The sequence below is a fragment of the Mycobacterium sp. genome, from assembly GCF_032161845.1.
Taxonomy (GTDB): domain Bacteria; phylum Actinomycetota; class Actinomycetes; order Mycobacteriales; family Mycobacteriaceae; genus Mycobacterium.
The window spans coordinates 1-24262 of record NZ_JAVRQA010000048.1; the positions used below are offsets into that span (position 1 = coordinate 1).

The 24262-nt window shown below is 65.8% G+C and carries 23 protein-coding genes; 9 read left to right on the forward strand and 14 right to left on the reverse strand.

The genetic code is table 11. From position 1 onward, the window contains the following. Nucleotides 1-334: 334 nt before the first annotated feature. Nucleotides 335-499: a hypothetical protein gene (locus tag QOD90_RS02840; RefSeq protein WP_526346466.1), complete on the forward strand. Its 165-nt coding sequence runs from the start codon at nucleotides 335-337 to the stop codon at nucleotides 497-499. 20 nt (nucleotides 500-519) lie between these two features. Here the strand turns inward: QOD90_RS02840 and QOD90_RS02845 are convergent, their stop codons facing one another. The 4 genes from QOD90_RS02845 to QOD90_RS02860 all read right to left on the reverse strand — a co-directional run bounded on the left by QOD90_RS02845 (nucleotide 520) and on the right by QOD90_RS02860 (nucleotide 4325). Further along, nucleotides 520-2136: an alkaline phosphatase D family protein gene (locus tag QOD90_RS02845; RefSeq protein ID WP_526346468.1), complete on the reverse strand. Its 1617-nt coding sequence runs from the start codon at nucleotides 2134-2136 to the stop codon at nucleotides 520-522. A gap of 109 nt (nucleotides 2137-2245) precedes the next feature. Then, on the reverse strand, nucleotides 2246-2758 hold the full coding sequence (locus QOD90_RS02850; protein WP_526346470.1) for a hypothetical protein: 513 nt from the start codon (nucleotides 2756-2758) through the stop codon (nucleotides 2246-2248). Continuing rightward, complete coding sequence (locus QOD90_RS02855) at nucleotides 2755-3327, reverse strand: hypothetical protein (RefSeq protein ID WP_526346472.1); 573 nt, start codon at nucleotides 3325-3327, stop codon at nucleotides 2755-2757. Before QOD90_RS02855 ends, QOD90_RS02850 begins: the two co-directional genes overlap by 4 nt. Nucleotides 3328-3419: 92 nt before the next feature. Continuing rightward, nucleotides 3420-4325 (reverse strand): hypothetical protein, encoded by a 906-nt coding sequence (locus QOD90_RS02860; protein ID WP_526346474.1) that lies wholly within the window; start codon nucleotides 4323-4325, stop codon nucleotides 3420-3422. 128 nt (nucleotides 4326-4453) lie between these two features. Here QOD90_RS02860 and QOD90_RS02865 point away from each other — a divergent pair, with 128 nt between their 5' ends. The 4 genes from QOD90_RS02865 to QOD90_RS02880 all read left to right on the forward strand — a co-directional run bounded on the left by QOD90_RS02865 (nucleotide 4454) and on the right by QOD90_RS02880 (nucleotide 8767). Continuing rightward, entirely contained in the window at nucleotides 4454-6214 is a 1761-nt protein-coding gene (locus QOD90_RS02865) for an N-acyl-D-amino-acid deacylase family protein (RefSeq protein WP_526346534.1), read from the forward strand. 137 nt (nucleotides 6215-6351) lie between these two features. After that, nucleotides 6352-6645 (forward strand): FmdB family zinc ribbon protein, encoded by a 294-nt coding sequence (locus tag QOD90_RS02870; RefSeq protein ID WP_526346476.1) that lies wholly within the window; start codon nucleotides 6352-6354, stop codon nucleotides 6643-6645. Nucleotides 6646-6661: 16 nt separating this feature from the next. Continuing rightward, nucleotides 6662-7909 carry a formamidase gene (gene fmdA, locus QOD90_RS02875; protein ID WP_526346478.1) on the forward strand — a complete coding sequence of 416 codons (1248 nt, stop codon included), beginning with the start codon at nucleotides 6662-6664 and terminating at the stop codon, nucleotides 7907-7909. Nucleotides 7910-7957: 48 nt separating this feature from the next. Then, on the forward strand, nucleotides 7958-8767 hold the full coding sequence (locus QOD90_RS02880) for an adenylate/guanylate cyclase domain-containing protein (RefSeq protein ID WP_526346480.1): 810 nt from the start codon (nucleotides 7958-7960) through the stop codon (nucleotides 8765-8767). A gap of 3 nt (nucleotides 8768-8770) precedes the next feature. Here QOD90_RS02880 and QOD90_RS02885 read toward each other — a convergent pair whose 3' ends face one another. Continuing rightward, nucleotides 8771-9028 (reverse strand): WhiB family transcriptional regulator, encoded by a 258-nt coding sequence (locus QOD90_RS02885; protein ID WP_526346536.1) that lies wholly within the window; start codon nucleotides 9026-9028, stop codon nucleotides 8771-8773. A gap of 175 nt (nucleotides 9029-9203) precedes the next feature. Here QOD90_RS02885 and QOD90_RS02890 point away from each other — a divergent pair, with 175 nt between their 5' ends. Further along, the gene (locus QOD90_RS02890) at nucleotides 9204-9836 is read left to right on the forward strand and encodes a TetR/AcrR family transcriptional regulator (RefSeq protein WP_526346538.1); all 633 of its coding nucleotides are present in this window, start codon (nucleotides 9204-9206) and stop codon (nucleotides 9834-9836) included. A 6-nt stretch (nucleotides 9837-9842) separates the two neighbouring features. Here the strand turns inward: QOD90_RS02890 and QOD90_RS02895 are convergent, their stop codons facing one another. Next, nucleotides 9843-10682 carry an AraC family transcriptional regulator gene (locus QOD90_RS02895; RefSeq protein ID WP_526346482.1) on the reverse strand — a complete coding sequence of 280 codons (840 nt, stop codon included), beginning with the start codon at nucleotides 10680-10682 and terminating at the stop codon, nucleotides 9843-9845. Nucleotides 10683-10707: 25 nt separating this feature from the next. Between QOD90_RS02895 and QOD90_RS02900 the strand changes: the two genes are divergently transcribed. Beyond that, nucleotides 10708-11970: an amidohydrolase family protein gene (locus QOD90_RS02900; RefSeq protein ID WP_526346484.1), complete on the forward strand. Its 1263-nt coding sequence runs from the start codon at nucleotides 10708-10710 to the stop codon at nucleotides 11968-11970. 32 nt (nucleotides 11971-12002) lie between these two features. Here QOD90_RS02900 and QOD90_RS02905 read toward each other — a convergent pair whose 3' ends face one another. From QOD90_RS02905 to QOD90_RS02920, 4 genes are all read right to left on the reverse strand, one after another. After that, complete coding sequence (locus QOD90_RS02905) at nucleotides 12003-12896, reverse strand: EamA family transporter (protein ID WP_526346486.1); 894 nt, start codon at nucleotides 12894-12896, stop codon at nucleotides 12003-12005. Further along, complete coding sequence (locus tag QOD90_RS02910) at nucleotides 12893-14017, reverse strand: acyl-CoA dehydrogenase family protein (protein ID WP_526346488.1); 1125 nt, start codon at nucleotides 14015-14017, stop codon at nucleotides 12893-12895. The genes QOD90_RS02905 and QOD90_RS02910 overlap by 4 nt, the downstream gene beginning before the upstream one ends. After that, nucleotides 14017-15249 carry an acyl-CoA dehydrogenase family protein gene (locus tag QOD90_RS02915; protein WP_526346490.1) on the reverse strand — a complete coding sequence of 411 codons (1233 nt, stop codon included), beginning with the start codon at nucleotides 15247-15249 and terminating at the stop codon, nucleotides 14017-14019. The genes QOD90_RS02910 and QOD90_RS02915 overlap by 1 nt, the downstream gene beginning before the upstream one ends. A 78-nt stretch (nucleotides 15250-15327) precedes the next feature. Then, nucleotides 15328-15981, reverse strand: a complete 654-nt coding sequence (locus tag QOD90_RS02920) for a ScbR family autoregulator-binding transcription factor (RefSeq protein WP_526346492.1) — start codon at nucleotides 15979-15981, stop codon at nucleotides 15328-15330. A gap of 605 nt (nucleotides 15982-16586) precedes the next feature. Between QOD90_RS02920 and QOD90_RS02925 the strand changes: the two genes are divergently transcribed. Further along, nucleotides 16587-17519 carry a hypothetical protein gene (locus QOD90_RS02925; RefSeq protein ID WP_526346494.1) on the forward strand — a complete coding sequence of 311 codons (933 nt, stop codon included), beginning with the start codon at nucleotides 16587-16589 and terminating at the stop codon, nucleotides 17517-17519. Here QOD90_RS02925 and QOD90_RS02930 read toward each other — a convergent pair. The 3 genes from QOD90_RS02930 to QOD90_RS02940 form a co-directional block, all read right to left on the reverse strand. After that, complete coding sequence (locus QOD90_RS02930; protein ID WP_526346540.1) at nucleotides 17466-19259, reverse strand: putative bifunctional diguanylate cyclase/phosphodiesterase; 1794 nt, start codon at nucleotides 19257-19259, stop codon at nucleotides 17466-17468. The genes QOD90_RS02925 and QOD90_RS02930 overlap by 54 nt on opposite strands. A 67-nt stretch (nucleotides 19260-19326) precedes the next feature. Next, nucleotides 19327-21477 carry an Rv1355c family protein gene (locus QOD90_RS02935; protein ID WP_526346496.1) on the reverse strand — a complete coding sequence of 717 codons (2151 nt, stop codon included), beginning with the start codon at nucleotides 21475-21477 and terminating at the stop codon, nucleotides 19327-19329. Next, nucleotides 21474-22214 carry a hypothetical protein gene (locus QOD90_RS02940; RefSeq protein ID WP_526346498.1) on the reverse strand — a complete coding sequence of 247 codons (741 nt, stop codon included), beginning with the start codon at nucleotides 22212-22214 and terminating at the stop codon, nucleotides 21474-21476. Before QOD90_RS02940 ends, QOD90_RS02935 begins: the two co-directional genes overlap by 4 nt. A 374-nt stretch (nucleotides 22215-22588) precedes the next feature. Here QOD90_RS02940 and QOD90_RS02945 point away from each other — a divergent pair, with 374 nt between their 5' ends. After that, nucleotides 22589-23041: a MaoC family dehydratase gene (locus QOD90_RS02945; protein WP_526346500.1), complete on the forward strand. Its 453-nt coding sequence runs from the start codon at nucleotides 22589-22591 to the stop codon at nucleotides 23039-23041. Here the strand turns inward: QOD90_RS02945 and QOD90_RS02950 are convergent. Further along, nucleotides 23038-24231, reverse strand: coding sequence for an acyl-CoA dehydrogenase family protein (locus tag QOD90_RS02950; protein WP_526346502.1), 1194 nt, complete (start codon nucleotides 24229-24231; stop codon nucleotides 23038-23040). The genes QOD90_RS02945 and QOD90_RS02950 overlap by 4 nt on opposite strands. Nucleotides 24232-24262 lie beyond the last annotated feature (31 nt).

Sequence of the window (24262 nt, forward strand, 5' to 3'; positions counted from 1 at the left end):
TGCAACCCGGTTCGGTTTTTGAACGTGATTGGCGTCACGTCCACCACCGGGCTACCCAGGCAAATCACGCGCTAAACGGTGCGCCATTGATCTTGACGCTCTGACGTGCACATATGCGACCGCCAACCACCGCCAGTCGTCAATTACTGACGCGCAAGTGTAAAGATAGCAAAGCCGTCGGGGTCGAGAGTCGGATTTTGTAGTGTATCTAAATGGCAAGCTAGGCGCTTTGCTGAGCCATTTCGCGCTGAATGTCGCGAACCATCGAGCCACTAATTCGGCGAGGGGTTGAGACGTCGCCCGCAACTATCCGTAGAGGTACTAATCATGGGCAATGCATTGCGGCCTCTCGCCCCTTGCCGCGCCATCTGATCGCGCTGTCGTCGACGTCTACCCCAAGCAGTGCGCGCTACGGGTGAATGCGGCCGACCCCGCCGTCATGGGTGCCACGCTCGTCGACGGCAGGGCGAACCCGCGCAGCGGTGAGCGGCGCCCCTAGCGGCTCGCGCACACTGCGCGTCAGTCGGTGAGTGAGACGCGCGCGACCTCCTCCAGGGCATCGGAACGTCGCGGTTGTTCGAAGATGGCCTCCGCGTCCCGCCCCGAAATGCGAAGAGTGGCGAGGGTGTTCCCGAAGAGGGGGCCGCTGATGTCCTTCCACGCGAACGGCAGCGGGGGACAGCCGTTGCGACGAGCCCAACGGCGTGTCAGGCGGCCAAGCCGTTGGGACCAGCCAATTTTGAACACCGGCTTGACGAACCACGGCACGTAGTTGTGCACGGGCGAGCACACCAGCTGATGCACGCGCGCATTCGACTCCGGAAGGTCGGCCCGCGCCACATAACTGTGGTGGACGTCGCCGGACAGTACGGACACCGTCGCGGGTCCGGTGTCGCGAGACGACACGTCGACGATGAGGCGGCTCAACCCGAGAAAGGACTCGGCGAACGCTGCCCAGTGTTCGAAATCGGCAGTCTGGCGCACTGTTTCGGCGAATCGTCCGCGGCGGCCCGGTCGGTTGGCGGCGCGTTCGTTCACCATTTGCATGTCGCCGATCGCCGGGGGCAGCAGCCACGGCAGTGAGGAACCGATGATCAGATGGTCGACTTCGTCCAGCCGATCGTTGACCTGTTCCTTCAGCCACGCGAACTCTCGGTTGCCCAGCATCTTTCGTTCACCCGAGTCCAGAATTCGGGCGTTCCGCGAGTCGACCATGACCAGGCGACTGCGCCCCAGCTCCCACCGGTAGCTGAAGCGAAGACCCTTGTCGTCGTCGACTTCGGTGTCGGCGCGGTCGGCAAGGTCGACCAAATGAGGCCAGGCGTCCCCTTCGGCGGCAAGCACCTTCTGATAGTCCTCGTCGTCCCTCAACTCGGTGGGGCTGAGATTGCCGAGGTGCTGGTAGACCCAGTACGAGGCGAGGCCTGCCCGGATCCGGTCGCGCCACCACGGCTTCTCGTTGACTTCCTTGCGCCACGCGGCAGAGGTGTTCCAGTCGTCCCTGATGTCGTGGTCGTCGAAGATCATCGCGGTCGGGATCGTGGACAGGATCCAGCGGATCTCCGGATCACCCCAGGTATGCCGGTATAGGCCTTCGTATTCGTTGAAACTGACGACCTCGTCCGGCGGGCGGTGCTTACTCGATCGACGCCCGGCGAGGTGTCTGCGTGCCTCCGGGGTCAACTCGTCGGCGTAGACCTGGTCGCCCAAGAGGACGAGCGCATCCGGCCATTCGTCCACCGGCATCGTGGGCAGCCTGGTGGCGTAGCAGTCCAGAGCATCGAGGCCGAGCTTGTCGTCGAGCTTGGCGTCACCGGTCTTCGGATAGCGACACGACCCGAAGATGATCCGCAGGTGGTCGCTCGTAGCGTGACCCCGGGTTCTGATCACACTCGGCGGGAATTCGCCGTCGGGGTCTGGCCAAACCAGTTCACCGTCGACGTGAACCTGGTACGCGTTGACCGACCCCTCCTCCAGCCCGTCGACCAGGATCAGCCCGTAGTGGCAGCCCTGCACCTCGAAGGTCGGCGCGGAGCACCCGAGTATCTCGATCACGGCCGCCGAGTGCGTCTGAACCCAAACGGTGGCGCTGGTCTCGCCGACGTGGCGGAGGACCGGGCCGAGCATCAGTGACATTCGACCAGCCTAGGCGCGCGCCCCCGCGAGGGTTTCGAGCGAAACGGCCGCCGGCGACTGCGACGTCAGCCGATCGGCGACCGGCAGGCCACGGGTACTTGCGGGTCGGTCAGACCGCCAGAAGTCGGTCGAAGAACTCCCGATAGCGCTTCAGCGCCTGGCGAAGGTCCTCCGTCGACACGTCCTCGCCGCGTGCCCACTGCTCCTCCAGGCGCGAGCGGGCGTGCGAGAAGCCGTCGGTGAGCTGCTGAACGACGTCCGACACCAACCCGTCGGCGGTCTGGACGCACATCCGGGGATCGTCGACGAAGCCGGCTTGGACGTCATCCCAGCGGGAGCGCAGGCCCGTCAGGTCTTCCGAGGCGAACAAGGATTCGCGAGCCGATGACCGGGTGACCTCGGCTGCGCGCGACTGCTCGACGGGAGGCGTTGCCTCTCGGGCCGCAGGGGGCGCCTCGTCCGTCGGGACTGACGCGTTCTCCTCGCGTTCGCTGGGTTGGGTGGGCGTGGTGAGCGCGTCAGTGGTCTCGGGCGGCAAATTCGTTCGTTGGGGATCTGACGCCAGTCTGTCGCGTTCGCCCGAGGTTTCGTCGGTATCGGTGAAGTGCGGCTGCGTGGTCATGCGTGTGCCTCCTGTGACTTGTCGGTGTCTTCGTGGGTTTCGAGCAGCTTGTCGAAGAGCGCCCGGTAGTGGACGAACGCCTGCCGCTGCGCCTCCGTATCGACGACACCGGCTTCCTGCGACAGGTAGATGCCGTGCGCTGCCCGGTAGTTCTCGACGACCGTCGGATGGTCCACCGAGATGTCGGCGGCACGCCGGTCGAAGTCGTCGACCGGGTAGCCCCGCTCGGACATCACCCGCGTGACAAGCCGATCCGCCTCGCCGACAGCGCTCTTCGGATCGTCGACGAACGCGGTCTGCACGGCTCGCCACGAATGCGTGTAGCCACCAAGCTGTTCTGCGGTCAACGGCACGATGTCGAGCTGCTCCCGCTTCTTCTCACGGGCAGCAAGTTCTTTCTCCGCGGCGATCTGATCACCGGTTTCGGCGACGGTTCGCTCGTACTCCGGACCGAATCTTTGCTTCAGGTCCTCGCTTCGTCTTCGGTTGCTCCGGGAACCAATGACGATCACTGCCACGACGGCGGCCACCACGATCGCGGCAATCAGAATCCAACCCCAAACAGGCATTTTTGAGACCTCCTCGTCCGTGGAGGAGGAGTACCCCGACTCATTCAACGGAAACGTCAATAGTCTCGGGGAGGGCGGAGCGCCGAGTCGGTCTAGGGCACGTCGTGGGTCGGGGCGGGACCCTGCGCATTCTCGGCGGCCCCGAACAGGGCCACTGCGACCGCGCCGGCGACCGCACCGACGAACGCGATCACCACCAGCCAGCCGAGACCCGGTACCGACGTGTCACCGAGCAGCACCACGCCGACGATTCCCGGCACCACGGTCTCACCGGCGACCAACGCGGCGGCGGCGCCGGTGACCGAGCCGATCTGCAGCGCCACGGTGAACAGGTAGAAACCGCCGGCGCCGGCAATCGCGGCCGCCCACGCGGCGGGGTCGGCCAGTAGGACGCTGGGCTGTAGCGGATCGACGCCGTCGACCACCCGCACCGCGACCGCCATGGCCCCGAACAGCACGCCGGCTACCAGCCCTGCGGCGACCGCTCCGCGAGCGCCGAGCACGCGGAGCATTCCGATACCGACCAAGACCATCACGACCGAGAACGCCAGCACGCCCCAGTGCACGGCCGCCCCCACCGGATCCTCACCGATGTGGCCTGCGGTGAAACCCAGCACACATAGACACGCGACGACCGTCGCGATGGCGGCCCAGTCCCGTGGGCGCAGGCGTACTCCCAGCACGATGACACCGAGCACGGCCGTCACGACGAGGTTGGCGCTCATGATCGTCTGCGACAGGAACAGCGGAATCAGCCGAGCCGACACGACGCTTCCCACGAAACCGACGCCGTCAAGCGCCATTCCGATGAGGAAGGCCGGCGTCAACGCGGCGCGGATGGTGGCACCCAGCGACGGTGCGCCCGTCGAGGTGATCGATCCGCTGGTCCCGCGGGCGGCGTCCGCAGCCGCGGCGCTTCGCGCGCCATAAGCCTGCAACACCGATGCGGTTCCATAACCAAAACAGGCGAGCAGTGCTGCCGCGAGACCGATCAGCACGGGCCGTCTCCAAGATGTGAGGTCATCGGTGCCAGTATCGCTGGTGCCTGCGCGATTCCAGCCCGCGGATCGCACGCTCGGAGTAGTGATGAATACCAGGACTGCAGCCGCCCGCGCGAGGAGACGACATTTACGACCAGACGATCACCGGAGGCACCGTGGTCGACGGCACGGGCGATCAGCGCTTCCGTGCGGACGTCGGCGTCAAGGACGGGCGCATCGTCGAGGTCCGCCGTCGCGACGGCGACGACTCCGGGTTGGACGGCGACGCCGAACGGACGATCGACGCGACGGGCCGGATGGTCACGCCTGGGTTCGTCGACATCCACACCCACTACGACGGTCAGGTCAGCTGGGACGCCACGTTGGAACCGTCCAGCCTGCACGGGGTCACCACGGTGGTGAGCGGCAACTGCGGCGTCGGATTCGCGCCAGTGCGTCCCGGCCGGGAGCAGTGGCTGATCGAACTGATGGAAGGCGTCGAGGACATCCCAGGCAGCGCACTGGCCGAGGGCATCACGTGGGGGTGGGAGAGCTTCCCGGAGTATCTCGACACGATCGAAAAGCGGGATTTGGCAATCGATTTCGGTGTTCAGATCGCCCACGGCGCGGTGCGCGGCTACGCGATGGGCGAGCGCGGTGCGCGCAATGAGCCGGCGACGACCGATGACATCGCTGCGATGGCACGCATCGTTCGGGAGGCCGTCGAGGCGGGAGCGTTGGGCTTCTCCACGTCACGCACGGAAGGTCACCGGGCCCTCGACGGCGAAGTGGTCCCCGGAACCTACGCAGCGGCCGACGAGCTCTTCGGGCTCGGTCGGGCGATGGCGGCAGGCGGTCAGGCGGTCTTCGAAGTAGCGCCCGACGGCACGGCGGGGGAGCATCCCGACGCGCTTCTCGGCGAGGTCGACTGGATGATCCGGCTGGCCGCCGAGATCGACCGTCCCGTGTCCTTCGCCATGGTCCAGACTCAAGGCAAGCCGGACCTGTGGCGCAAGCAGTTGGATCTCGCGGGCGCCGCCTTCGACGACGGGATCAGGGTGCACCCGCAGTTCGCCGCCCGCCCGTTCGGAATGTTGTTCGGATTCTCCGGCTATCACGCGTTCGACCACCGCCCCACGTTCCGCAAGCTCAAGGCCGAGCTGAGCCGCGAGGAACTCGCGGAGCGCCTCGCCGAGCCGGCCGTGCGTGCCGCGATCCTGTCGGAGGCGGATCTGCCCGCGCAGAAGGTGCCGATGTTCGATGGTCTCTTCGCGATGATCCAGCACAGCATCGACAGCCTCTACGCGATCGGTGACCCGCCCGACTACGAGCCGACTCCCGAGAAGACCGTTGGGGCGATCGCCAGGCGACGCGGCGAGGATCCGCTCGCGACGATGTACGACCTGATGCTCGGGTCGAACGGGACGGCCTTGCTGATGTTGCCGTTCTTCAACTACGCCGAGGGCAATCACGACGCGATCTACGACATGATCTCGCATCGCGCGGCCGTGTCCGGACTGTCCGATGGTGGCGCGCACTGCGGTCTGATCTGCGACGCGTCCTACCCGACGTATCTGCTGACGCACTGGGCGCGCGACCGCAGTCGTGGTCCGCGGTTCTCCCTCGAGTACATGGTGCGCAAGCAGACCCTGGACACCGCGACGCTGTTCGGTCTCGGCGACCGCGGGGTGATCGCCGTCGGCAAGAAGGCCGACGTGAACGTCATCGACATGGATGCCCTGCAACTCGACGTCCCACGGATGGCGTACGACCTGCCCGCAGGCGGCCGCCGTTTGATTCAGGGAGCACGGGGATACGACGCCACGGTGGTCGGGGGAGTCGTCACCCGAGACCACGGGGTCGACACCGGCGCTCGGCCTGGAAGGTTGCTCCGCGGCGTCAGGTAGCCGTCTTGATGAATTGACTTGTGCCGCAGCACCATCAGCCCGCACGAGTGATCGCGTCGCCGACTTCCTGTGAATGTCGGGATGCGGTCGCCGAAGTAGCGTGCTGCAATGGGGACGACCCCACATTCTGCGCGGAGGTGCGAGTCTTGCCAACGTACGGTTATGAGTGCCCTCCCTGCGGAGGGTTCGTCGTGGTGCGCCCGATGGCCGAGGCCACCGGGACGGCCCGCTGCCCAGAGTGCGGGCGAACGGCCCGACGAACGTTCGGCTCACCGGGGCTGCGAACGCTCGACCCCGACGTGCGCCGTGCGCTCGACACCAGTGCCGCTAGTGCCGAGAACCCGACAGTCGTTTCCAGCGTGCCAGGACGTTCGCGTCGGCCGACACCCATCACCCGAGATCCCCGACACGCCAAGTTGCCTCGACCCTGACTGCAAGGAGTCCGTCATGCCCGACGTCGTATTCTCCGTCGACCAGGCCCGTTCGATGCGGGACCAGGACGTGCCTGGGCACAACCGCTGGCACCCCGACATCCCACCGGCGACCCGCGTAAAGCCGGGGCAGTCGATCCGGGTCGAGTGCCGGGAATGGACGGACGGCCAGATCGGAAACAACGATTCCGCCAACGACGTTCGTGACGTCGATCTGTCCCACGCTCACATGCTGTCCGGACCGATCTACGTCGAGGGTGCCGAACCCGGTGACCTCCTGGTCGTCGACATCCTCGACCTCGGACCGGTGCCCCAGGAAGTCGGCGACGTCCCCGGGCAGGGCTGGGGGTACACCGGGATCTTCGCGAAGACCAACGGCGGCGGCTTCCTCACCGACTACTTCCCCGACGCGTACAAGGCCATCTGGGACTTCTCCGGCCAGAAGTGCTCGTCACGCCACCTCCCGGGGGTCGAATTCACCGGCATCACCCACCCGGGGTTGTTCGGTACCGCCCCGTCACCGGAGTTGTTGGCTCGCTGGAACTCTCGTGAACGTGCACTGATCGCAGGGGATCCCGACCGCATTCCCGCCCTCGCATTGCCTCCGTTGGAGGAGTCGGTGCTCGGGGGCACGGCCACCGGCGAGACGCTCGCGGCGATCGGCCGCGACGGCGCGCGTACGGTGCCGGCCCGGGAAAACGGTGGCAACCACGACATCAAGAACTTCACCCGAGGGTCCAGGGTCTTCTATCCGGTTCACGTCCCGGGTGCGCTGTTCTCCGGCGGTGATTTGCACTTCAGCCAGGGCGATGGAGAGATCACCTTCTGCGGTGCCATCGAGATGGGGGGATTCATCGACTTCCACGTCGACCTCATCAAGGGCGGCATGGAGACCTACGCCGTCACGACGAACCCGATCTTCATGCCGGGCAACGTCGAGCCTCGGTACTCGGAGTTCATCACCTTCATCGGCATCGGCGTCGACCACGACACCGATACCCAGCTGTACAACGACGCGACCGTCGCCTATCGCAACGCGTGCATGAACGCCGTCAAGTATCTGGAGAAGTTTGGCTATTCGGGTGCTCAGGCCTATCTGCTTCTCGGGGCCGCACCCATCGAGGGTCGGGTCAGCGGCGTGGTCGACATCCCGAACGCTTGCTGCTCGCTGTATCTGCCGACCGCGATCTTCGACTTCGACGTCCGGCCGTCGGCGTCGGGGCCCGTCAAGACCGATCGCGGAAGCTGTGCCGTGTCGACCTGAGTCGAGGAGTAGCCGGAACTCTCGGGGGGTTGCCGCTACCATCGCGCGGTGACGCCTCTCGTTCTATCGATCCTGCTGGGCGTGGCCGTCGCAGCCGACGTCGCCCTGGCGATCGTGTTGATCGTGACCTCTCGACGGCTTTCGGATGCCCGTCGGAAGCTCGAGCGGGCCCGGCGGCTCGATCCGAGAACCCGCCGCAGGCGGCGGGGATTGGCACCGTTCGCGATCAGGAAGACCTGGCGAACGGCGGAGATGGTGCGCACCAAGGGGATTGGTGCCGCCGTACGCAATTCGATCGAGGACCTGGCGGGCTGGGCCAGTGTGGAGCGACCCGATCTGGCCCGGTTGGCCGCCGACGGAAACGTCGTCGTGGTGTTCTCCGACATCGAGGGTTCCACGGAGCGCAACGAGGCGCTCGGCGATCGTGACTGGGTGAAGTTGCTTCAGCGCCACGAGCAGCTCGTCCGGTCATCGGTTGACCAACACCACGGTCACGTCGTCAAGAATCAAGGTGACGGTTTCATGCTGGCCTTCGCCGATCCCTCGGACGCCCTGCGGTGCTGTGTCGACGTCCAGCGGGAGCTCGCTACGCGGCCTGAACGCTGGCAGAACATCAAGGTGCGCATGGGGATTCACATGGGGACATCGGTTCGGCGAGGGGACGACCTGTTCGGTCTCAACGTCGCGATGGCGGCCCGGATCGCCGGGCACGCCGACGGCGGCGAAATTCTGATCAGCGACGTCGTGCGCGACGCGATCGGGGATGCCGACGGGTTCACCGTGACACCGGCGGAGGTCGTCGAGTTCAAGGGATTCAGCGGAACCTACGAGGTGTTCCCCGTCGTGATCGACGCCTGACGGTCACATCCGAGGCGGCAGGCCGTTGCGGTCGGCCAGCGAACCCAATTGCTTCAAGGCGAATCGGCGGCCACGCCCCTCGGCGGGAATCAGGACGCCGGCCCACACGCCCTCCGCGCCGGGTGTCTTGCACGCCTCCTTGGCGCACAACCAGCGGTGGGGGCAGGCGCGGCAGAGCGCCTTGGCGCCTTCGTCGGGAGTCGTCGTCCATCGGTCTGGGTCGCTGGCGCAGGGAAAGCTCGAAGGTCCGTCGATGACCATCGTGGCCGCCGCTGCACCGACTTCACGGGGCTGAGTTGCGGTGGTGGGTTGTTCGTCGTGATGCATTGCGATAGCCCTCCATCTCCAGTCGCAGGTCGACAATACAGCTGTATCGGGGGAGACAATACAACGGTATTGCTACTCTCGGCGAGTGAACTCTGGGCAGATGGCTGCGATGACCGTGCTGCCGGAACCCGATCGGCGCGGGCCGAATGAGCTGTCCACCGTCGAGCGGATCCGCGACGCGGCGCTGAGGAGCTTCGCCGAACACGGGACGGCAGCGACCACGATGCGTGCGGTCGCGGCGGGCGCGGGAGTGTCCCTCGGGTTGGTGCAGCACCACTTCACGACGAAGGCCGGTGTGATCGCGGCCGTCGACGACTATGTGCTGGCGTTGGTGGTGAACGCGATGTCGCAACCCCTTGCGGAGCCGCCCGCGGACTCGATCGCCGACATCGGAAGCAGGGTGACCGGGGTCATCGCCCAACGACCCGACGTGGCGGGCTACGTGGGGCGTGCGCTCGTCGACGGCAGCCCGCTGGGGGCCAAGCTCTTCGACGCCCTGATGGACGTGGGCATGGCCCGGTGGCACCAGCGGGCCGACCGCGGAGAGACGCGTCCCGACGTGGATCTGACGTGGGCCACCATCAACGGGTTGGTGCTTGCCCTGGGCGCCATCAGCTTGCGCGCACACGTCGACCGTCACCTGCCGCAGCCCTTCACCACGCCGGCTCAGCTGCAACGCTGGCAGAGTGCCACGGACTCGCTGTTGCGCGAAGGACTGTTCAGGCGCCCAGCGGGTGACTAGCGGGTATCAAACCCGCTCGCCTGCAACCCGTTTGCGATACGTACTGGGCGTCTCGCCGCAGAACTGCGAGAAGCACCGCGTGAAGGAACTCAGGTTTTCGAAACCGACGGCCGACGACGTCGCCTGGACCGACTGCCCAGGTGCCGCGAGCATGGCCATGGCGCGCAGCATCCTGGCGTGCAGAAGGTAAGTCCGCCAGGACAATCCGAGTGTGTCCTGGAAGAGGCGCCGGAGCGTGCGCTCGGACACCGAGACGGCCCGGCTCACGTCAGCTGCCGTCACCGAGTCGAGGTGCTGCTTCGTGTACGCGAGTGCGGCGGCCACGATGGGGTGCTCGGACGTCGGAAGGCTCAGTGGCGCCTCGTGATCCAGCGCCTCGGAAACCAATTGCGCCAAGGTTCGGAAGAAGCCGTCGGACACGCCATCGCCGTTGGCGCGGTCGATCGGCCAGCGAAGCGCGTAGATCATCATCTCGCGGATCAGCGGCGACACCGCGATGATGCGGGCCCGCCCGCCGGCGTCGGAGATGAGCTCGGGAGCGAACATCACCGCGACGGTCTTGACGTCGGGATTCATCACGGCCTGGTGTTCCAACCCGACGGGGATCCACGCGGCCTGTTGCGGGGGCAGCAGATAGTGCGCAGAGTCGGTCTCGACCTCGACGACGCCGTGCATCGCGTACTCGATCTGGTGCACCTCGTGGGAGTGCCATCCGGTGATCAGTCCGTCGCCCTCGTAGAGGTAACTGCCCGCCATCGCGTGACCGCCGCGGCGTAGCTCGATGACGGGCCGGGCGATCTTGGCCGTTTCGGCTAAACCTCTGTCCGAAAGCGCAGAGACGGTCATGGAATCCGAGGGTACTAGTTGAGGCATGAACAAAGACGATCTGATCCTGGTCAGCATCGACGATCACGTCGTGGAACCGCCGGACATGTTCCTCAACCACGTGCCCGCCAAGTACAAGGCGGAGGCGCCGATCGTCGTCACCGACGCTCACGGCGTCGACCAGTGGATGTATCAGGGCAGGCCACAGGGCGTAAGCGGGTTGAATGCAGTGGTGTCGTGGCCGCCGGAGGAATGGGGCCGTGATCCCGCCGGCTTCGCCGAGATGCGCCCCGGTGTGTACGACGTCCACGAACGCGTCCGCGACATGGACCGCAACGGGATCCTTGCGTCGATGTGCTTCCCGACGTTCACCGGGTTCTCGGCTCGACACCTGAACATGCACCGCGAGGACGTCACCCTGGTGATGGTGTCGGCCTACAACGACTGGCACATCGACGAATGGGCGGGCTCATACCCCGATCGCTTCATCCCGATCGCCGTGCTGCCGACGTGGAACCCCGAAGCCATGTGCGCCGAGATTCGCCGAGTCGCCGCCAAGGGATGTCGCGCCGTGACGATGCCGGAACTGCCGCACCTCGAGGGTCTTCCGAGTTACCACGACGACGAGTACTGGGGGCCGGTGTTCCGCACCCTTTCGGAGGAGAACGTGGTGATGTGCTTGCACATCGGCACCGGGTTCGGCGCCATCAGCATGGCTCCGAACGCGCCCATCGACAACCTCATCATCCTGGCCACCCAGATCTCGGCGATGTGCGCTCAGGATCTGCTGTGGGGCCCGGCCATGCGCAACTACCCCGACCTGAAGTTCGCCTTCTCGGAGGGTGGAATCGGTTGGATTCCCTTCTATTTGGATCGCAGCGATCGCCACTACACCAACCAGAAGTGGCTGCGTCGGGACTTCGGGGACAAGCTGCCTAGCGACGTGTTCCGCGAGCACTCGTTGGCCTGCTACGTCACCGACAAGACGTCGCTGAAGCTGCGCCACGAGATCGGCATCGACATCATCGCCTGGGAGTGCGACTACCCGCACTCGGACTGCTTCTGGCCGGACGCACCGGAGCAAGTGCTCGCCGAGCTCAATGCCGCCGGCGCCGATGACAGCGACATCAACAAGATCACCTGGGAGAACTCCAGTCGGTTCTTCAGCTGGGATCCGTTCAAGCTGACTCCGCGCGACCAGGCGACCGTCGGTGCGTTGCGCGCCAAGGCAACCGACGTCGACGTGTCGATCAAGCCCCGCAAGGAGTGGGCACGGATCTACGAGCAGAAGCAGGTCGCCAAGGCCTGAGCGCGAGGGTTGGTGCAGAGGCAACGCTCACGTCAACGCGGCGCTGCCAACGTCGGCTCCGTCGTAGGAGTGGGGCCCGGTCGCATGGTGGCCAACACCAACCCGCCAAGGATCAACGCCAGGCCCGCCAGGTTCCACGGCGTGAGCGGCTCGTTGAGCACGATCACCCCGGCCGCCAGCGCGACCGCAGGATTGACGTAGGTGAACACCAGCGCACGGGTGGCCCCGACCTCCCTGATGAGCGCGAAGAACACGATGAAGGCGATGGCCGTGCAAATCACGGCGAGCGCGGCCAACGCGAGCAGGACGCGCGTCGCCGGCATCTCCGTCGGCCACGTCGCGGCCGCAGGTCCCGCGTACACGATCGCGGCGATGCCGAGGCAGGCTGCGGTCATGGGCAGCGTCGGGACGTCGGCGAGATAGCGCGCCGCAACCAGTGGGGCGATCGCATAACACAGCGCGACCAGGAGGACTTCGGACACCGGCCACGCGCTGCCGCCCGTGATCTCGGGCCCCGCCAACACCGCGACGCCGGCCAGTCCGACGGCGAGTCCGGCGATTCGCTTACCGCCAAGCCGTCTTTCGCCGCCGGTCAACCTGTCGAGCACCGCGGCGATGATGGGTGAGGCCGCAATGAGGAGCCCGGTCAGTGAGCTCGAGATGTGCCGCTCGGCATCGGAGAGCAGCAGCCAGGCGGCGATGATCTCGAAGAAGGCGAAGACCAGCACCGGCCTCCAACACTTGAACACCGGCGCCCACGCCGCCCGCGACAGCGCGAGTGGAATCAGCACTAGCGCGCCGATGGCCGTCCTGGCAAAGACGAGTACGGGCGACGAGACTCCTTCCACGGCAACCTTGATCAGCAGATAGGGAATGCCCCAGATGACACACATCGCCGCAAAGAGCAGCCATCCACGAGGGCTCACCCGAGGGTGAGCTCCGCGTAGCGCGTGACGTGGTGGTCGGTGGAGCCGAATTCGTACTGAAGAGCGGTGAGGCGCTTGAAGTAATGGCCGATGGCGAGCTCTTCGGTCATGCCCATTCCGCCGTGCAGTTGGACGGCGTTCTGACCGATGAACCGGGCCGCCCTGCCGATGGTGGCCTTGGCCGCCGATACTGCGCGCGCCCGCGTCGCAGCATCCGCTTCGAGGTTGAGTATCGCGAGATACACTGCGGCGACGGACTGTTCGAGCTCCATGTGCATGTCGACCATGCGATGCTGCAGCGCCTGAAAGCTGCCGATCGGCGCACCGAATTGTTGACGCTGCTTGCAGTATTCGACGGTGTCGGCCAACACCCGCCGCATGGCGCCGACGGCTTCGGCGCACACCGCGGTGGCGCCTTCATCGCGGGCGTGGGCCAGAGATGGCCACGCCTCGCCCTCCCCGCCGAGTAGCGCGTCGGCGGGCAGGCGCAGATCAGTCAGCAAGAGATCAGCGGCGCGGCGGTCGTCGACGGTTCGGTAACCGTGCATCTCGAGACCCGAGTCGATGTCGGCGAGATCGACGAGGAACAGCGAGACACCGTTCTCCGAACGCGCGGTGATCAGCAGATGAGTCGCCAGCGGCGCGCCGACGACCACGATCTTGGCGCCCGCGAGCACCCAGTCCGCGCCATCGCGGTGGGCCGTGGTGGCGACGTCGAGCCAGCGGTCACCCGACTGTTCTTCGGCGGCGGCGATGGCGACGATCGCCTCGCCGGCGGCGATGCGCTCCAGGACGTTGGTGGACCGCTCGCCGCCCGCCCTGAGCAGGAGGCCCGCGGCGACGACGGCGGTGTCGACATAGGGCTCGACGACGAGGGCATGGCCGAGCGCCTCGGCGATGACCATGATCTCGACGGGTCCGCCGCCGATGCCTCCGACCGCCTCGGGCAATGCGGCACCGAGGATTCCCAAGTCGATGGCGAATGCCCGCCAGATGTCGGGTTGCCAGCCGGCGCCGGTCTTCGCTGCAGCGCGACTGCGTTCGAGGCTGTAGCGGGTGGCGAGGAACTTGTTGAGACCGTCGCGGAGCATCTCTTGTTCGTCGGAGAGTTTGAAGTCCATCAGAGCCCCAACGCTGCCTTGGCCAGGATGTTGCGCTGAATTTCGTTGCTGCCTGCGTAGATCGAGCCCGCCCGGTCGTTGAAGTAACGCAGCGGAGCCACGGCCTGCCACGGCTGGCCGCTGACATAGCCATCGGGTGGCGGCTCGTATTCGGCGATCGGCCCACCCGGTCGTGTCGCGTGGGGTTGGTAGGCGCGCCCGCGCGGTCCGGCGGCCTCCATGGCCAACTCGGTGAGCGTTTGACTGAGTTCGGTGGTGAGGATCTTCAGCATCGAGGACGCCGGGCCGGGATGACCGCCGCCCGCGAGGACCGACAGGACGCGGTATTCGAGGATTTCCAGCACGTCCGTGCGGATCCTTGCGTCGGCGAGCTTTCGTGAGAAGGCGGGGTCGTCGATGAGGCGGTCACCGTCCGGACCGGGTTGAGCCGCTGCCGCCGCGGTCACCTCCTCGGCCATCACCTGCAGGGCAGGCGCGCTGGCGCCACCACCGCGCTCGAACTCGAGCAGGTACTTGGCGACGGTCCAGCCATCGTCGATCTGGCCGATGACGTTGCCCTTCGGGACCCGAACCTCGTCGAAGAACACCTGGTTCTGGATCTCTTCACCGGAGGTCATCACCAGGGGTCGGATCTGGATGCCTGGCGAGGTCATGTCGATGAGCACGAACGTGATGCCCTGCTGCTTCTTGGCGCCGCGCGAGGTGCGGACCAAGCCGAACATCCAGTTCGCTTCCTGCGCGTGGGTCGTCCAGATCTTGCTGCCGGTGCACACCAGGTCTTCACCGTCGTCGACGGCGGCCATGGACAGGGCGGCGAGGTCGGATCCGGCCTCCGGTTCGGAGTAGCCCTGACAGAAGAACACCTCGCCGGTGAGGATGCGCGGTAAGAAGTAGTCCTTCTGATCCGCGGTGCCGAACTTGATGATCGCATGCGCAACCATGCGAATTCCCATGGGCGACAACGATGGAGCGCCGGCGAGAGTGGACTCTCGGCTGAAGACGTAGTGCTGGGTAAGGCTCCAATCGCACCCGCCGTGAGCGACGGGCCACGCCGGTGCCGCCCAACCGCGTTCGTGCAGGATCCGCTGCCACTGCAGGCTCGCGTCGTGATCGCTGTACACACTGGTCATCAGGCGACCGGACCGGCGTAGTTCCGGTGTCAACTGCTCGTCGAGAAACGTGCGCACCTCATCGCGGAAGGCGATGTCGCTCGGCGACCACAGAAGATCCATGGAGGTGTCCCGTCGTTCGAAGCCTGTACTGCAGACAGTAAACCTAGTTAGTCAACTGGCGTCGCAAGCGGGTGGGCCTCACTGCGGGGCGGGGTTCTGCCGCAATGCCTGGCGGGCGAGGAACTCCCGGTAGTAGTTCAGCGACTCATCGGTGATGATCGCGGGCAGGAGCAGCTCCCAGTTTCGCGCGAAACGGGCACGAAGGTCGTCTCCGTCGCTCAGGGTGCTCGAGAGCAGTTCGGCACCGAGCATCCCGGCGACGATCGAGGCACCGGTCGTCTCGGCGTCGACGGTTGCGCGGAGATCACCCTCGGTGGTGGCAGCGGTGATGCGCCCGACGAGCTCGTCCACGAGGATCTGGAAGGTGCTCTTTGCTGCCGGGTTGAAGCCGCCGAAAGTGCGTAGTAGCCGGGCGCCGGCTCGGGCGACGCGGTCGTGACCGAGCACGTCGGTCACGACGAACGTTCCATGGATGATGTTCTCCATGGCAGGGGAGCTCGTTCGGGCGGCTGCGCGGAACGCGCCGACCACAGACGCCGATCCCTCTTCGATGATCGCGGTCGCCAGGGCTTCCTTCGAGTCGAAGTGGTAATACAGTGCGCCCTTTGTCAATTCGGCACGGTCGATGATGTCGCCCAAGCCGGCCGCGGGATAACCGATCTCGTTGATCAGGTCGACTGCAGAGTCGATGATCTTTCGACGTGTCGCCTCGGATCGAGCCTGGCGCACCATTTTCCAGCACCTCCGTCGATCCATTTAGGTGGCGGTCGTTGGACGGGATCATAGTTCGTTGGCACCCAAGGGGGCCGGCATTCTTGATCGCCTCGAATGTCCGATGAACCGCTCAGCGTCGTCGAGATTACTCGGCTGCACCAACCGCGGTGCAGCGAGGCCAGCAGGCGGCCGAGGGGACCGGTCGTGCCGAGGTCGAACCTCGGGTCGTCATCTGGAGGGGTTGGCCGCCACCCGCGGCCGGCCCGTCAATTCGCGGAATCGGGGTAATTGCCGCGGATTTCGGTCGCGTCGGTAGCCAATTTTGCTCGGCACTCCTCGTCGAATAGGGCATCGCAGTGCATTCTAAAAGTATGTAAAGTACCGACTGTGGCGACTTTCGGTATGAAGCTGGTGCCCGCTGCGCCATGCCTCGTGAAGCAGTTGCCCCGGCTCGGCGATCGTCGAGTGATGTGGCGCATGGGCAAACTTTCTCGGAGCGGTCTTGGAGTGACAGCAACCACGAGGCGACCAGAACAGGCGCGTGGTCTTGACGAACTACGATCTCAGCGGGTCGTGGCAATCCATCAGTCAGCCGACAAGCTATCGCGGAGCATTTGACGCCTATGTGGGATACGGAAGTCGACGTCGCGGTCATCGGCGCGGGCATTGGTGGCTTGGCCAACGCCATTGCGACGGTGGATGTCGGCGGCCAGGTGCTCGTCGCCGACGCCGCTCCCGCGCTTCGCGCCGACGCGGCGCCCGTCGCGCTTCGCGAGCGTGTCGTCGCCAAGCGGGGTTCGTTGCTGTACGAGACGCCGGACCTCGAGACCAACGAGTACTTCGCAGCGGTGTCCGAGGGAATTCTCGAGTCGGCGCCTCCCGTCGCCGACGGTTCGGTTCCTCGCCGCGCCGCGCACAACCTGTCCAGGGACGAAGCCTTCGGGCGGGTCGACACCTTCGTCGGATCGCGGCTGACCGCCTGGGCTGCCCAGTGCATCACCTCGCCGTATGGACTGATGTACACCGGCATGCGGGGCTGGCGCACGACCACGATGCGGTCAGACGACGGCGAAGCCATCGAGGCCCTTTCAATCGGCGCAATGGAGTGGGGCAGCGGCTTCGGTGGACGCGAACTTCGCCGATGGGTAGAGATGCAAGCGCGGGAACGCGACATCGAGGTCGAGGCCGACAGCGCCCTGGAGCGGATCGTGTTCGAGGAGGGCGTGATCGTCGGGGTCGTGCTCGCCACCCCGGATGGCCCCTATGCGGTGCGTACTCGGGCTGGCATTACCTTCGCGCCGCGAGCTGGGAAGCTCGACTCCGACGAGGGCGCCGCCCCGACTCCGGACGAACGACGGCAGGTCTGCCTGGTCGGTCGGACTGCGAGCCGCTTTGGCCGGGTGGAGCTGCTGTCCACTGAGCCGAAGACACCGTCGCGGCCGACGTGCACCGGTTCGCGCCGTCAGTTGAACGAGGGTCTGCACGACGCGCGGCAGCCGTCCCTAGAGGGATGGCGATGCGGAAAAGTGCACGGGTACCCGGCCCTTGGCCAATAGCGAGGCCATGTCCTCGCCGGCCAGCGGCCGCGAAAGCAGGAATCCCTGAGCCCGGTGACAACCGTGGTGCAGCAGAGTTCTCGCCGCAATCTGGGTTTCCACCCCTTCGGCGACCAATTCCAGTTCGAAGGCCTCGGCCAGGGCGATCACTGCCCGCACGATCGCCAGATCGTCCGGATTGGAGCCGAGTTCCGTGACGAAACTCCGATCGATCTTCAGAACGTCGACGGGCAGTGACTTCAGATGAGACAACACGCTGAAGCCGGTCCCGAAATCGTCGATGGCCACTTGTACGCCGGCGTCCCGTAATCCCGCCAGGGTGACGCTGGTGGTCTCCATGTCCTGAACCACGACGCTCTCGGTGATCTCCAGGCACACCGATCCACGGTCGAGGTCGAATTCGCGCATGACCGCGGCGACCGACTCCACGAACCCGTCGGTCACCAGTTGCACCGGCGACACGTTCACCCTCAACGCGATCCCGTCGGCGATGCCGAGGGCGCGCCACCTCGCGAACTCCGCACACGCCGTGCGCAGCACCCACCGACCCAGATCGCCGGCCAGATTGATCGATTCGGCGACGGCAATGAACACTGCGGGAGACAGCAGGCCCCGGGTCGGGTGATTCCACCGCACCAATGCCTCGGTCGCGAGCACCTCGCCGGTGCGCATGTCGACTTCGGGGAGGTACTGGAGGAACAGCGCGCCGTTCTCGATCACGTCCTGCAGGTGCAATTCAATGTCATTGCGATAGTCCGTCCGCAGCGACATCTCGTCGGAGAACACCGCGACCTGATTACCGCCAGCACCCTTCGCCGCCAGCACCGCCTGATCGGCCCGACGGAGCAGATCCGACGCCGTGTCCCGACCGGGTGTGCCGAGTGCGACGCCGATGCTGACCGTCCTCGTCAGCATCTCGCCGTCGACCGGGACGCGTTCGCGAAGGAGCGCAAGCAGTCGGTTCGCGAGGTCCTCGGCGTCTGACGCCGACGTCGGCGACGCGGGAATGACGACGAACTCGTCGCCCCCGAGTCGGGCGATCACGGTGGCTTCTTCGGTGGCTTTCTGCAACCGCTCGGCGAGCACCCGGATGAACCAGTCGCCGATGGTGTGGCCGAGGTAGTCGTTGATGGTCTTGAGGCGATCGAGATCCAGGTACAGGGCGGACACCGGGCCTGCACTGCCCGCCGCAAGCCTGGCGTCGAGGTGATCGATCAGAGCGCGTCGATTCTGCAGTCCGGTGAGATCGTCGTGCTCGGCCAGGTAGCGCAGGCGCTCCTCCGCCTTCACCCGGGCCTGCACCTGGGCGAACAGCGACGCGATGGCCTCCAGCGCGTTGAGCTCCTCGGGCCTCCACTCCCTGTCGCCGACCTTGACGAATCCCAGCACACCGGTCGTCAGGTCACCGGATACGAGGGGAGCGGCGGCCATCGAGGTTTGGGGGATGTTGCGCCCCTCCTCGATCCGCCTTTGGTAGTCCGCGTTGTCGGGACGAAACACCGTAGGGACTCTGATGTGCTCCGCCACCGCGAACACGGGGTCGGCGTCCTTGTAGTAGACGATCCTCAGCGGATCGGGATCGGGCACGTCCGGTCTGACGGGCCACTCGGCGATCAGGATCGAGGCACGGACGTCGTGGTCGTTGTAACGCAGAAAGCTGACATCGACGTCGAAGTAGTCGACGAGTACGGCCAAGACCTCTTGAGACACCGCGGCGGAGGTTGCAGCGTTCGCCGCCATCAGCTGGACGGCGACGGTCGTCACCAGCCGATCCAAGCTCAGAGGCGAATTCACGGCGGACACTGAATCAGGGTAGCCGTGACGCGTCAATATTGACGCTGCGCCGCCGGCTCCGGATCGTGGCGGGTGGTGCGACCGACAGGCGCAGAATCAAAATTACCGATTCCTCCGCTCCTTGGCCGTTGCCGGCCACCGCGCGGAACCGTGATTGCAGCTCTGCCAACTCATCTGCGTGCTTCGGCGAGACATCGTGCAATTCGTCGTCGTTCGTGGCGTAAAGGAAGGGCGGCGAGATCGGCTGCACCGCCAAGCCGAGTTCCTGTGCGGCGATCCAGGTCGCCTCGACTGCCGATCCTCCGCGTGCGTAGTCGGCGAGGCCGTGCCCCTGCCCGTAGACCACGGCCACGGCGGAGCTGGCTCCGAGCCCCACGACCGTGTCCTCGCCGAGTGCCTCTCCGCCGTCCCACGCCGCCAGCTCCGCCATCACCTCGGGCCTGCGCAGGATCTCGAGGGCGATCTCACCCTTGGGGCCGAGCTCGAGGCTTCGCACGTCGATCCCGGTGTCGGGATCCTCATCGCCGGGCCACCTCAGTTCGGAGATCATCTCCTCGTGCAGCCGCGCGGTCAGGAAGCGAATTCGGTCGCCGGCGGCGAAGAGGCTCGCGATCGCGTCGATGTCGGTGCGAGAAGTGAGCAATCGCAGCCGGGCACCTTCACGATGTGCGGCAGCGACCAGCTTCTCGCACACGTCCGTCGACAGTGCCGCGCCGGTGCCGTGGCGCCGATTGGTCTCGCGACGCAGCATGGCCTGATAGGAGGCCGCCAGGACATCGTCGGTGCCCTCGATCAGTTGGATCCGCGCGGCGAGTGGGGAGGCGTCGACGGAGTCGGTGTACTCGAACTGGCCAACGGCGCCATGGGCAGCCGCGGCCACCCGCGCGTTGTATACCGCGGCGCCCAGCGCCACGGCACTGGCGCGCAAACCGACGTCCATCGTCGACGTGCGTTCCGGCACCAACCGAACCGTGATCCCAGCGGCGGTGGCTTCGACGTGCCATGGCTGGACATTGCCGCCAGAGGGTGCGCGTGTCGCCGCGGCCACCACTGCGCTCGCGAGATCCGTGGGCCTGCCGTGTTGCGTTGGCGCATGGGCCGTTTCGTGGTCAGCGATCGCCACCGCGACGGTTGGCGTCGCGATCCGGTCCAGCGCGGCACCGACGTCCAGACGGATGCGTCCCGACGAAAGTGGTTCGCAAAGACCGATTCTGCGGACGACTTCCGACACGGCGCCGGCACCAAGCGTTACGTCGGCGGCCAACTGCGGCCACGTGCTGATTGCACGGCCCACCTCGAGGAGGGAAGCGGCCGACCTCGCCGACAGCCCACCGACCTCGATGAGGCGCAGTACGTAGGGAACCTTGTCGTGAGTGCTCAAGCCCGCCAACGACTCCGGCCCAACGTCGCCGAGCAGCCCATGGAATATCGGGCGCTCGGGTTCGAGGTCGAACCTCTCGACGTCGACGAGGCCCCGGTCGCTGGTGGCCATCAGGACGGGTAGGCGCCGGACCCGTGCCGCCTGGCGGACGCTCATCTTGACGTCGAGCGAATCGCATTCCTCGACCACGACGTCGAGACCGTCGAGGAAGCCGTCGATGCTGTCGGCGGTCACCCCGGCAGTGATCGTCCGAACGGTCAGGTACGGGTCTAGTTCGGCGATTCTGCGAGCCGCCACCTCGGCCTTGTTCAGCCCGAGGTCGAAGACGCCGGCCGGTATCCGATTGAGGTTGGACAGTTCGAGGTCGTCGAAGTCGGCGAGTCGCAACTCGCCGCAGAGTCCCTGCATGGCGAGGGTGTGTGCGATGACATGGCCGGAACTGAGTCCGACGACGCCGATCCGCAACCGACCGAGCCGGTCCTGTTCGTCGGCGGTGATCAGATTTCGATTGCGGTCCAGTCGGAGCCGGCGAAACGATCGTGGTCCCAGGATTCTCACGACCGCACGACGCCACGGGTAATACGCGAAGCGCGGTGGCTCCTCGGCGATCTCGGTGTCGACCGCAGGCGACAGTCGCTGCAGCGCCGCACTTTGGGCGGGCCACGAGTCGACGAACTCAATCGTCGGCTCTGCCCTCAGTGCCGAGAGCACTTGCGCGTCGGTGCCCACGGTGGCGTCGAGTATCCGGATGCGACTGTCCGAGCCGACGTCGGACGCGGTCACCGCACCGCCACGCGGTTGACCTGCTGAGCCTCGGCCTGCTTCGTTACGGTACTCATCTCATGAAGGATTTTGGGAATTTGTTCTGGGACAGCATGATTGACGAAGGTGCGTCGATCCCACCACATCATCTTCGTGCGATATCTTTCGTCCGGGTACGGTGTCGCGGGGATGCCCGCCACCACTCCTCCCGACGTGCGCCACTGCTCCAATGCGTGCGGGGCGGACGTTGCCATCGAGAATTGCGCGTCCAATAATGCCATCGCGTGGAACATCGTGCGGGCCAAGGAAAGGGACAGTCGCCGTGCCCTTTCACGGTCGTCGGTGGTCCATGCCGACTTCATTTCGACGACGCCGAAGGGAATGCGATCGGCGATCATCTTGCACACGGCGGGATAGCCGAGCTGACCTGCCCACTCGATCGTGGCGTGGGAGTCGTCGTGCGACCCGAGCGGCCCCTTGGCGCGGAGGCCGCCGACGACGCGTCCCGCCGAATCGAGGGCCGTCCAGAACAACGCGGTGTCGTGGCCGTCTCGAATGGCGGCGACGTCGATGGCCCGCTCCACGCCGTGGCGGCGGTAGCTCGCCGCGGCACCGCGGAGATACTCGCGCCACAGTCCGCGATCCAGGTCGGGCCGCGAAAGTACCATCGTGGTTTCCGCGTCAGAGTCCCACCAACTGATGTTGTCGGTGAGCCCGCTGTTAGCCGAGAATCCGAATTCGACCGGTTGGGGGTTCATGCTGCCTCATTCGTAGGGCGGTCAGCGTCGGTGAAACTGTCGCTAACTGCGGTCATTCCCAGTGGGGGTTATGGGAATCGCCAACTAAGTATCAGTCCCACCATGGCCTGATCCCAGCTAGGTCTCAGACGTTTTCTGAAGTCCGTGATTCGGCCGTCTAGCTGGTAAAACGCCCGGCTAACCAAAGCTGAATTGCGGCATTACCAAATATTGACGTATCTGCTGTTTATTGGTCTCCAAGGCGATCGGCCACGAATGGCTGGGCAATTCTGGGCAAATAGTCGCACATTTTTGCCATTGCGTTTGGCTTGGCCAAGACGTTAGAAGTATGGGGGGTCAGTTCGGTGGTCACGGCCCCCAGGAGAGGAGAGAGTGTGAAGGTTTTCAAGGACCTCAACGAGTTTGCGGCGGCCTTAGGCAGCCAACTCGGGCCCACGGAGTGGATGGAGATCAGCCAAGACCGGGTGAACCTCTTCGCCGATGCCACCGACGACCATCAGTGGATCCACGTCGACCCCGAGCGAGCGGCGGGCGGGCCGTTCGGCGCGACGATCGCTCACGGTCTGTTGACGCTGTCGCTGCTGCCGCACTTCTCCCATCAGCTCTACCGGGTCGACAACATCGCGCTGGCCGTGAACTACGGCTACAACAAAGTGCGGTTCGTCACCCCGGTGAAGGTGGGTGCGAAGATTCGCGCACGTGGCGAGATCACCGCGATCAACCAACTCGAAGGGGCCATCCAGGCCACGACGACGATCACGGTCGAGATCGAGGATTCGGCCAAGCCGGCTGCGGTCGCGGAGTCGATCGTCCGCTACATCGGCTAGCTCTTGCGCTGAGCCGCCTTGACGAGTCCGCCACCGATGATGAGGCGCTGGATCTCGCTGGTGCCCTCGTATAGACGCAGCAGTCGGACGTCCCGATAGATTCGTTCGACCGGGACGTCTCGCATGTAGCCTGCACCGCCGTGGACCTGGACCGCGAGATCGGCGACCTTGCCGACCATCTCGGTGCAGAACAGCTTCGCGGTCGATGGCGCGATTCGGCGGTCCTCCTCGGTGACCCACATCCTGGCGGCCTCGCGCACCAGGGCGCGGCCTGCCATCACACCGGTCTGCATGTCCGCGATCATCGCTTGGACGAGTTGGAAGCTGCCGATCGGCGTACCGCCCTGCGTTGCCGTGGCGGCGTAGGTCACCGATTCGTCGAGAGCGCGCTGGGCGGCGCCGACCGACAGTGCGGCGATGTGGATCCGCCCCCTGGCTAGCGAGGTCATGGCGGCCCGGTAACCCACGTCAACGGAACCGCCGACGAGTGCGTCGTCGCCGACCCGCACCCCATCGAGGTTGACGTCGGAGGTCCATGCGCCCTCCTGGCCCATCTTGGCGTCCTTGGCGCCGACCTCGACGCCTGCCGCATCGGCGGGCACCAGGAATACGGCGATGCCGGGGCCGTCGGCATCGGCGGGGCGGGTGCGGGCGAAGACGATGAACAGGTTGGCCGTCGGAGCGTTGGTGATGTACTGCTTGCGGCCGGTGATCACCCACTCCCCGCCATCTCCGGAGTCGTCCCGAACGGCCTTGGTGCGCAACCCCGCTGGATTCGATCCCGCACCTGGCTCGGTCAGTGCGAACGACGCGACGACGTCACCCGAGGCGATGCCCTCGAGCCAGTGCGCCTTCTGATCGTCGGTGCCGAACCCGACCAACACCTGACCGGCGATGCCGTTGTTGGTGCCGAACATCGACCGCAGTGCCAGCGTGGTGTACCCGAACTCCATTGCCAACTCGACGTCCTGGACGAGGTTCAGGCCGAGGCCGCCCCACTCCTGCGGGATGGCGTAACCGAAGAGTCCCATCGCCTTGGTCTGGTCGCGGATGTCGTCGGGCACCCGGTTGCCGTTCATGATCTCCAGCTCGCGGGGCATCACGATGTTGCGGACGAAGTCCCGCGTCGCGTCGAGGATGTCCCGGAAGTCCTGATCGGTGACCTCGGTGTTGACCACGGGATCTGCCATGTGCGGTTTCTCCTGACGGGGAGGGAATGCT

Excerpts from the sequence above, each read along its gene's own strand:
- QOD90_RS02840 (WP_526346466.1), top strand. The coding sequence starts at position 335 with ATGCATTGCGGCCTCTCGCCCCTTGCCGCGCCATCTGATCGCGCTGTC.
- QOD90_RS02845 (WP_526346468.1), bottom strand. The coding sequence starts at position 2,136 with ATGTCACTGATGCTCGGCCCGGTCCTCCGCCACGTCGGCGAGACCAGC.
- QOD90_RS02850 (WP_526346470.1), bottom strand. The coding sequence starts at position 2,758 with ATGACCACGCAGCCGCACTTCACCGATACCGACGAAACCTCGGGCGAA.
- QOD90_RS02855 (WP_526346472.1), bottom strand. The coding sequence starts at position 3,327 with ATGCCTGTTTGGGGTTGGATTCTGATTGCCGCGATCGTGGTGGCCGCC.
- fmdA (WP_526346478.1), top strand. The coding sequence starts at position 6,662 with ATGCCCGACGTCGTATTCTCCGTCGACCAGGCCCGTTCGATGCGGGAC.
- QOD90_RS02885 (WP_526346536.1), bottom strand. The coding sequence starts at position 9,028 with ATGGTCATCGACGGACCTTCGAGCTTTCCCTGCGCCAGCGACCCAGAC.
- QOD90_RS02890 (WP_526346538.1), top strand. The coding sequence starts at position 9,204 with ATGACCGTGCTGCCGGAACCCGATCGGCGCGGGCCGAATGAGCTGTCC.
- QOD90_RS02895 (WP_526346482.1), bottom strand. The coding sequence starts at position 10,682 with ATGACCGTCTCTGCGCTTTCGGACAGAGGTTTAGCCGAAACGGCCAAG.
- QOD90_RS02900 (WP_526346484.1), top strand. The coding sequence starts at position 10,708 with ATGAACAAAGACGATCTGATCCTGGTCAGCATCGACGATCACGTCGTG.
- QOD90_RS02910 (WP_526346488.1), bottom strand. The coding sequence starts at position 14,017 with ATGGACTTCAAACTCTCCGACGAACAAGAGATGCTCCGCGACGGTCTC.
- QOD90_RS02915 (WP_526346490.1), bottom strand. The coding sequence starts at position 15,249 with ATGGATCTTCTGTGGTCGCCGAGCGACATCGCCTTCCGCGATGAGGTG.
- QOD90_RS02920 (WP_526346492.1), bottom strand. The coding sequence starts at position 15,981 with ATGGTGCGCCAGGCTCGATCCGAGGCGACACGTCGAAAGATCATCGAC.
- QOD90_RS02925 (WP_526346494.1), top strand. The coding sequence starts at position 16,587 with ATGTGGGATACGGAAGTCGACGTCGCGGTCATCGGCGCGGGCATTGGT.
- QOD90_RS02930 (WP_526346540.1), bottom strand. The coding sequence starts at position 19,259 with ATGGCGGCGAACGCTGCAACCTCCGCCGCGGTGTCTCAAGAGGTCTTG.
- QOD90_RS02940 (WP_526346498.1), bottom strand. The coding sequence starts at position 22,214 with ATGAACCCCCAACCGGTCGAATTCGGATTCTCGGCTAACAGCGGGCTC.
- QOD90_RS02950 (WP_526346502.1), bottom strand. The coding sequence starts at position 24,231 with ATGGCAGATCCCGTGGTCAACACCGAGGTCACCGATCAGGACTTCCGG.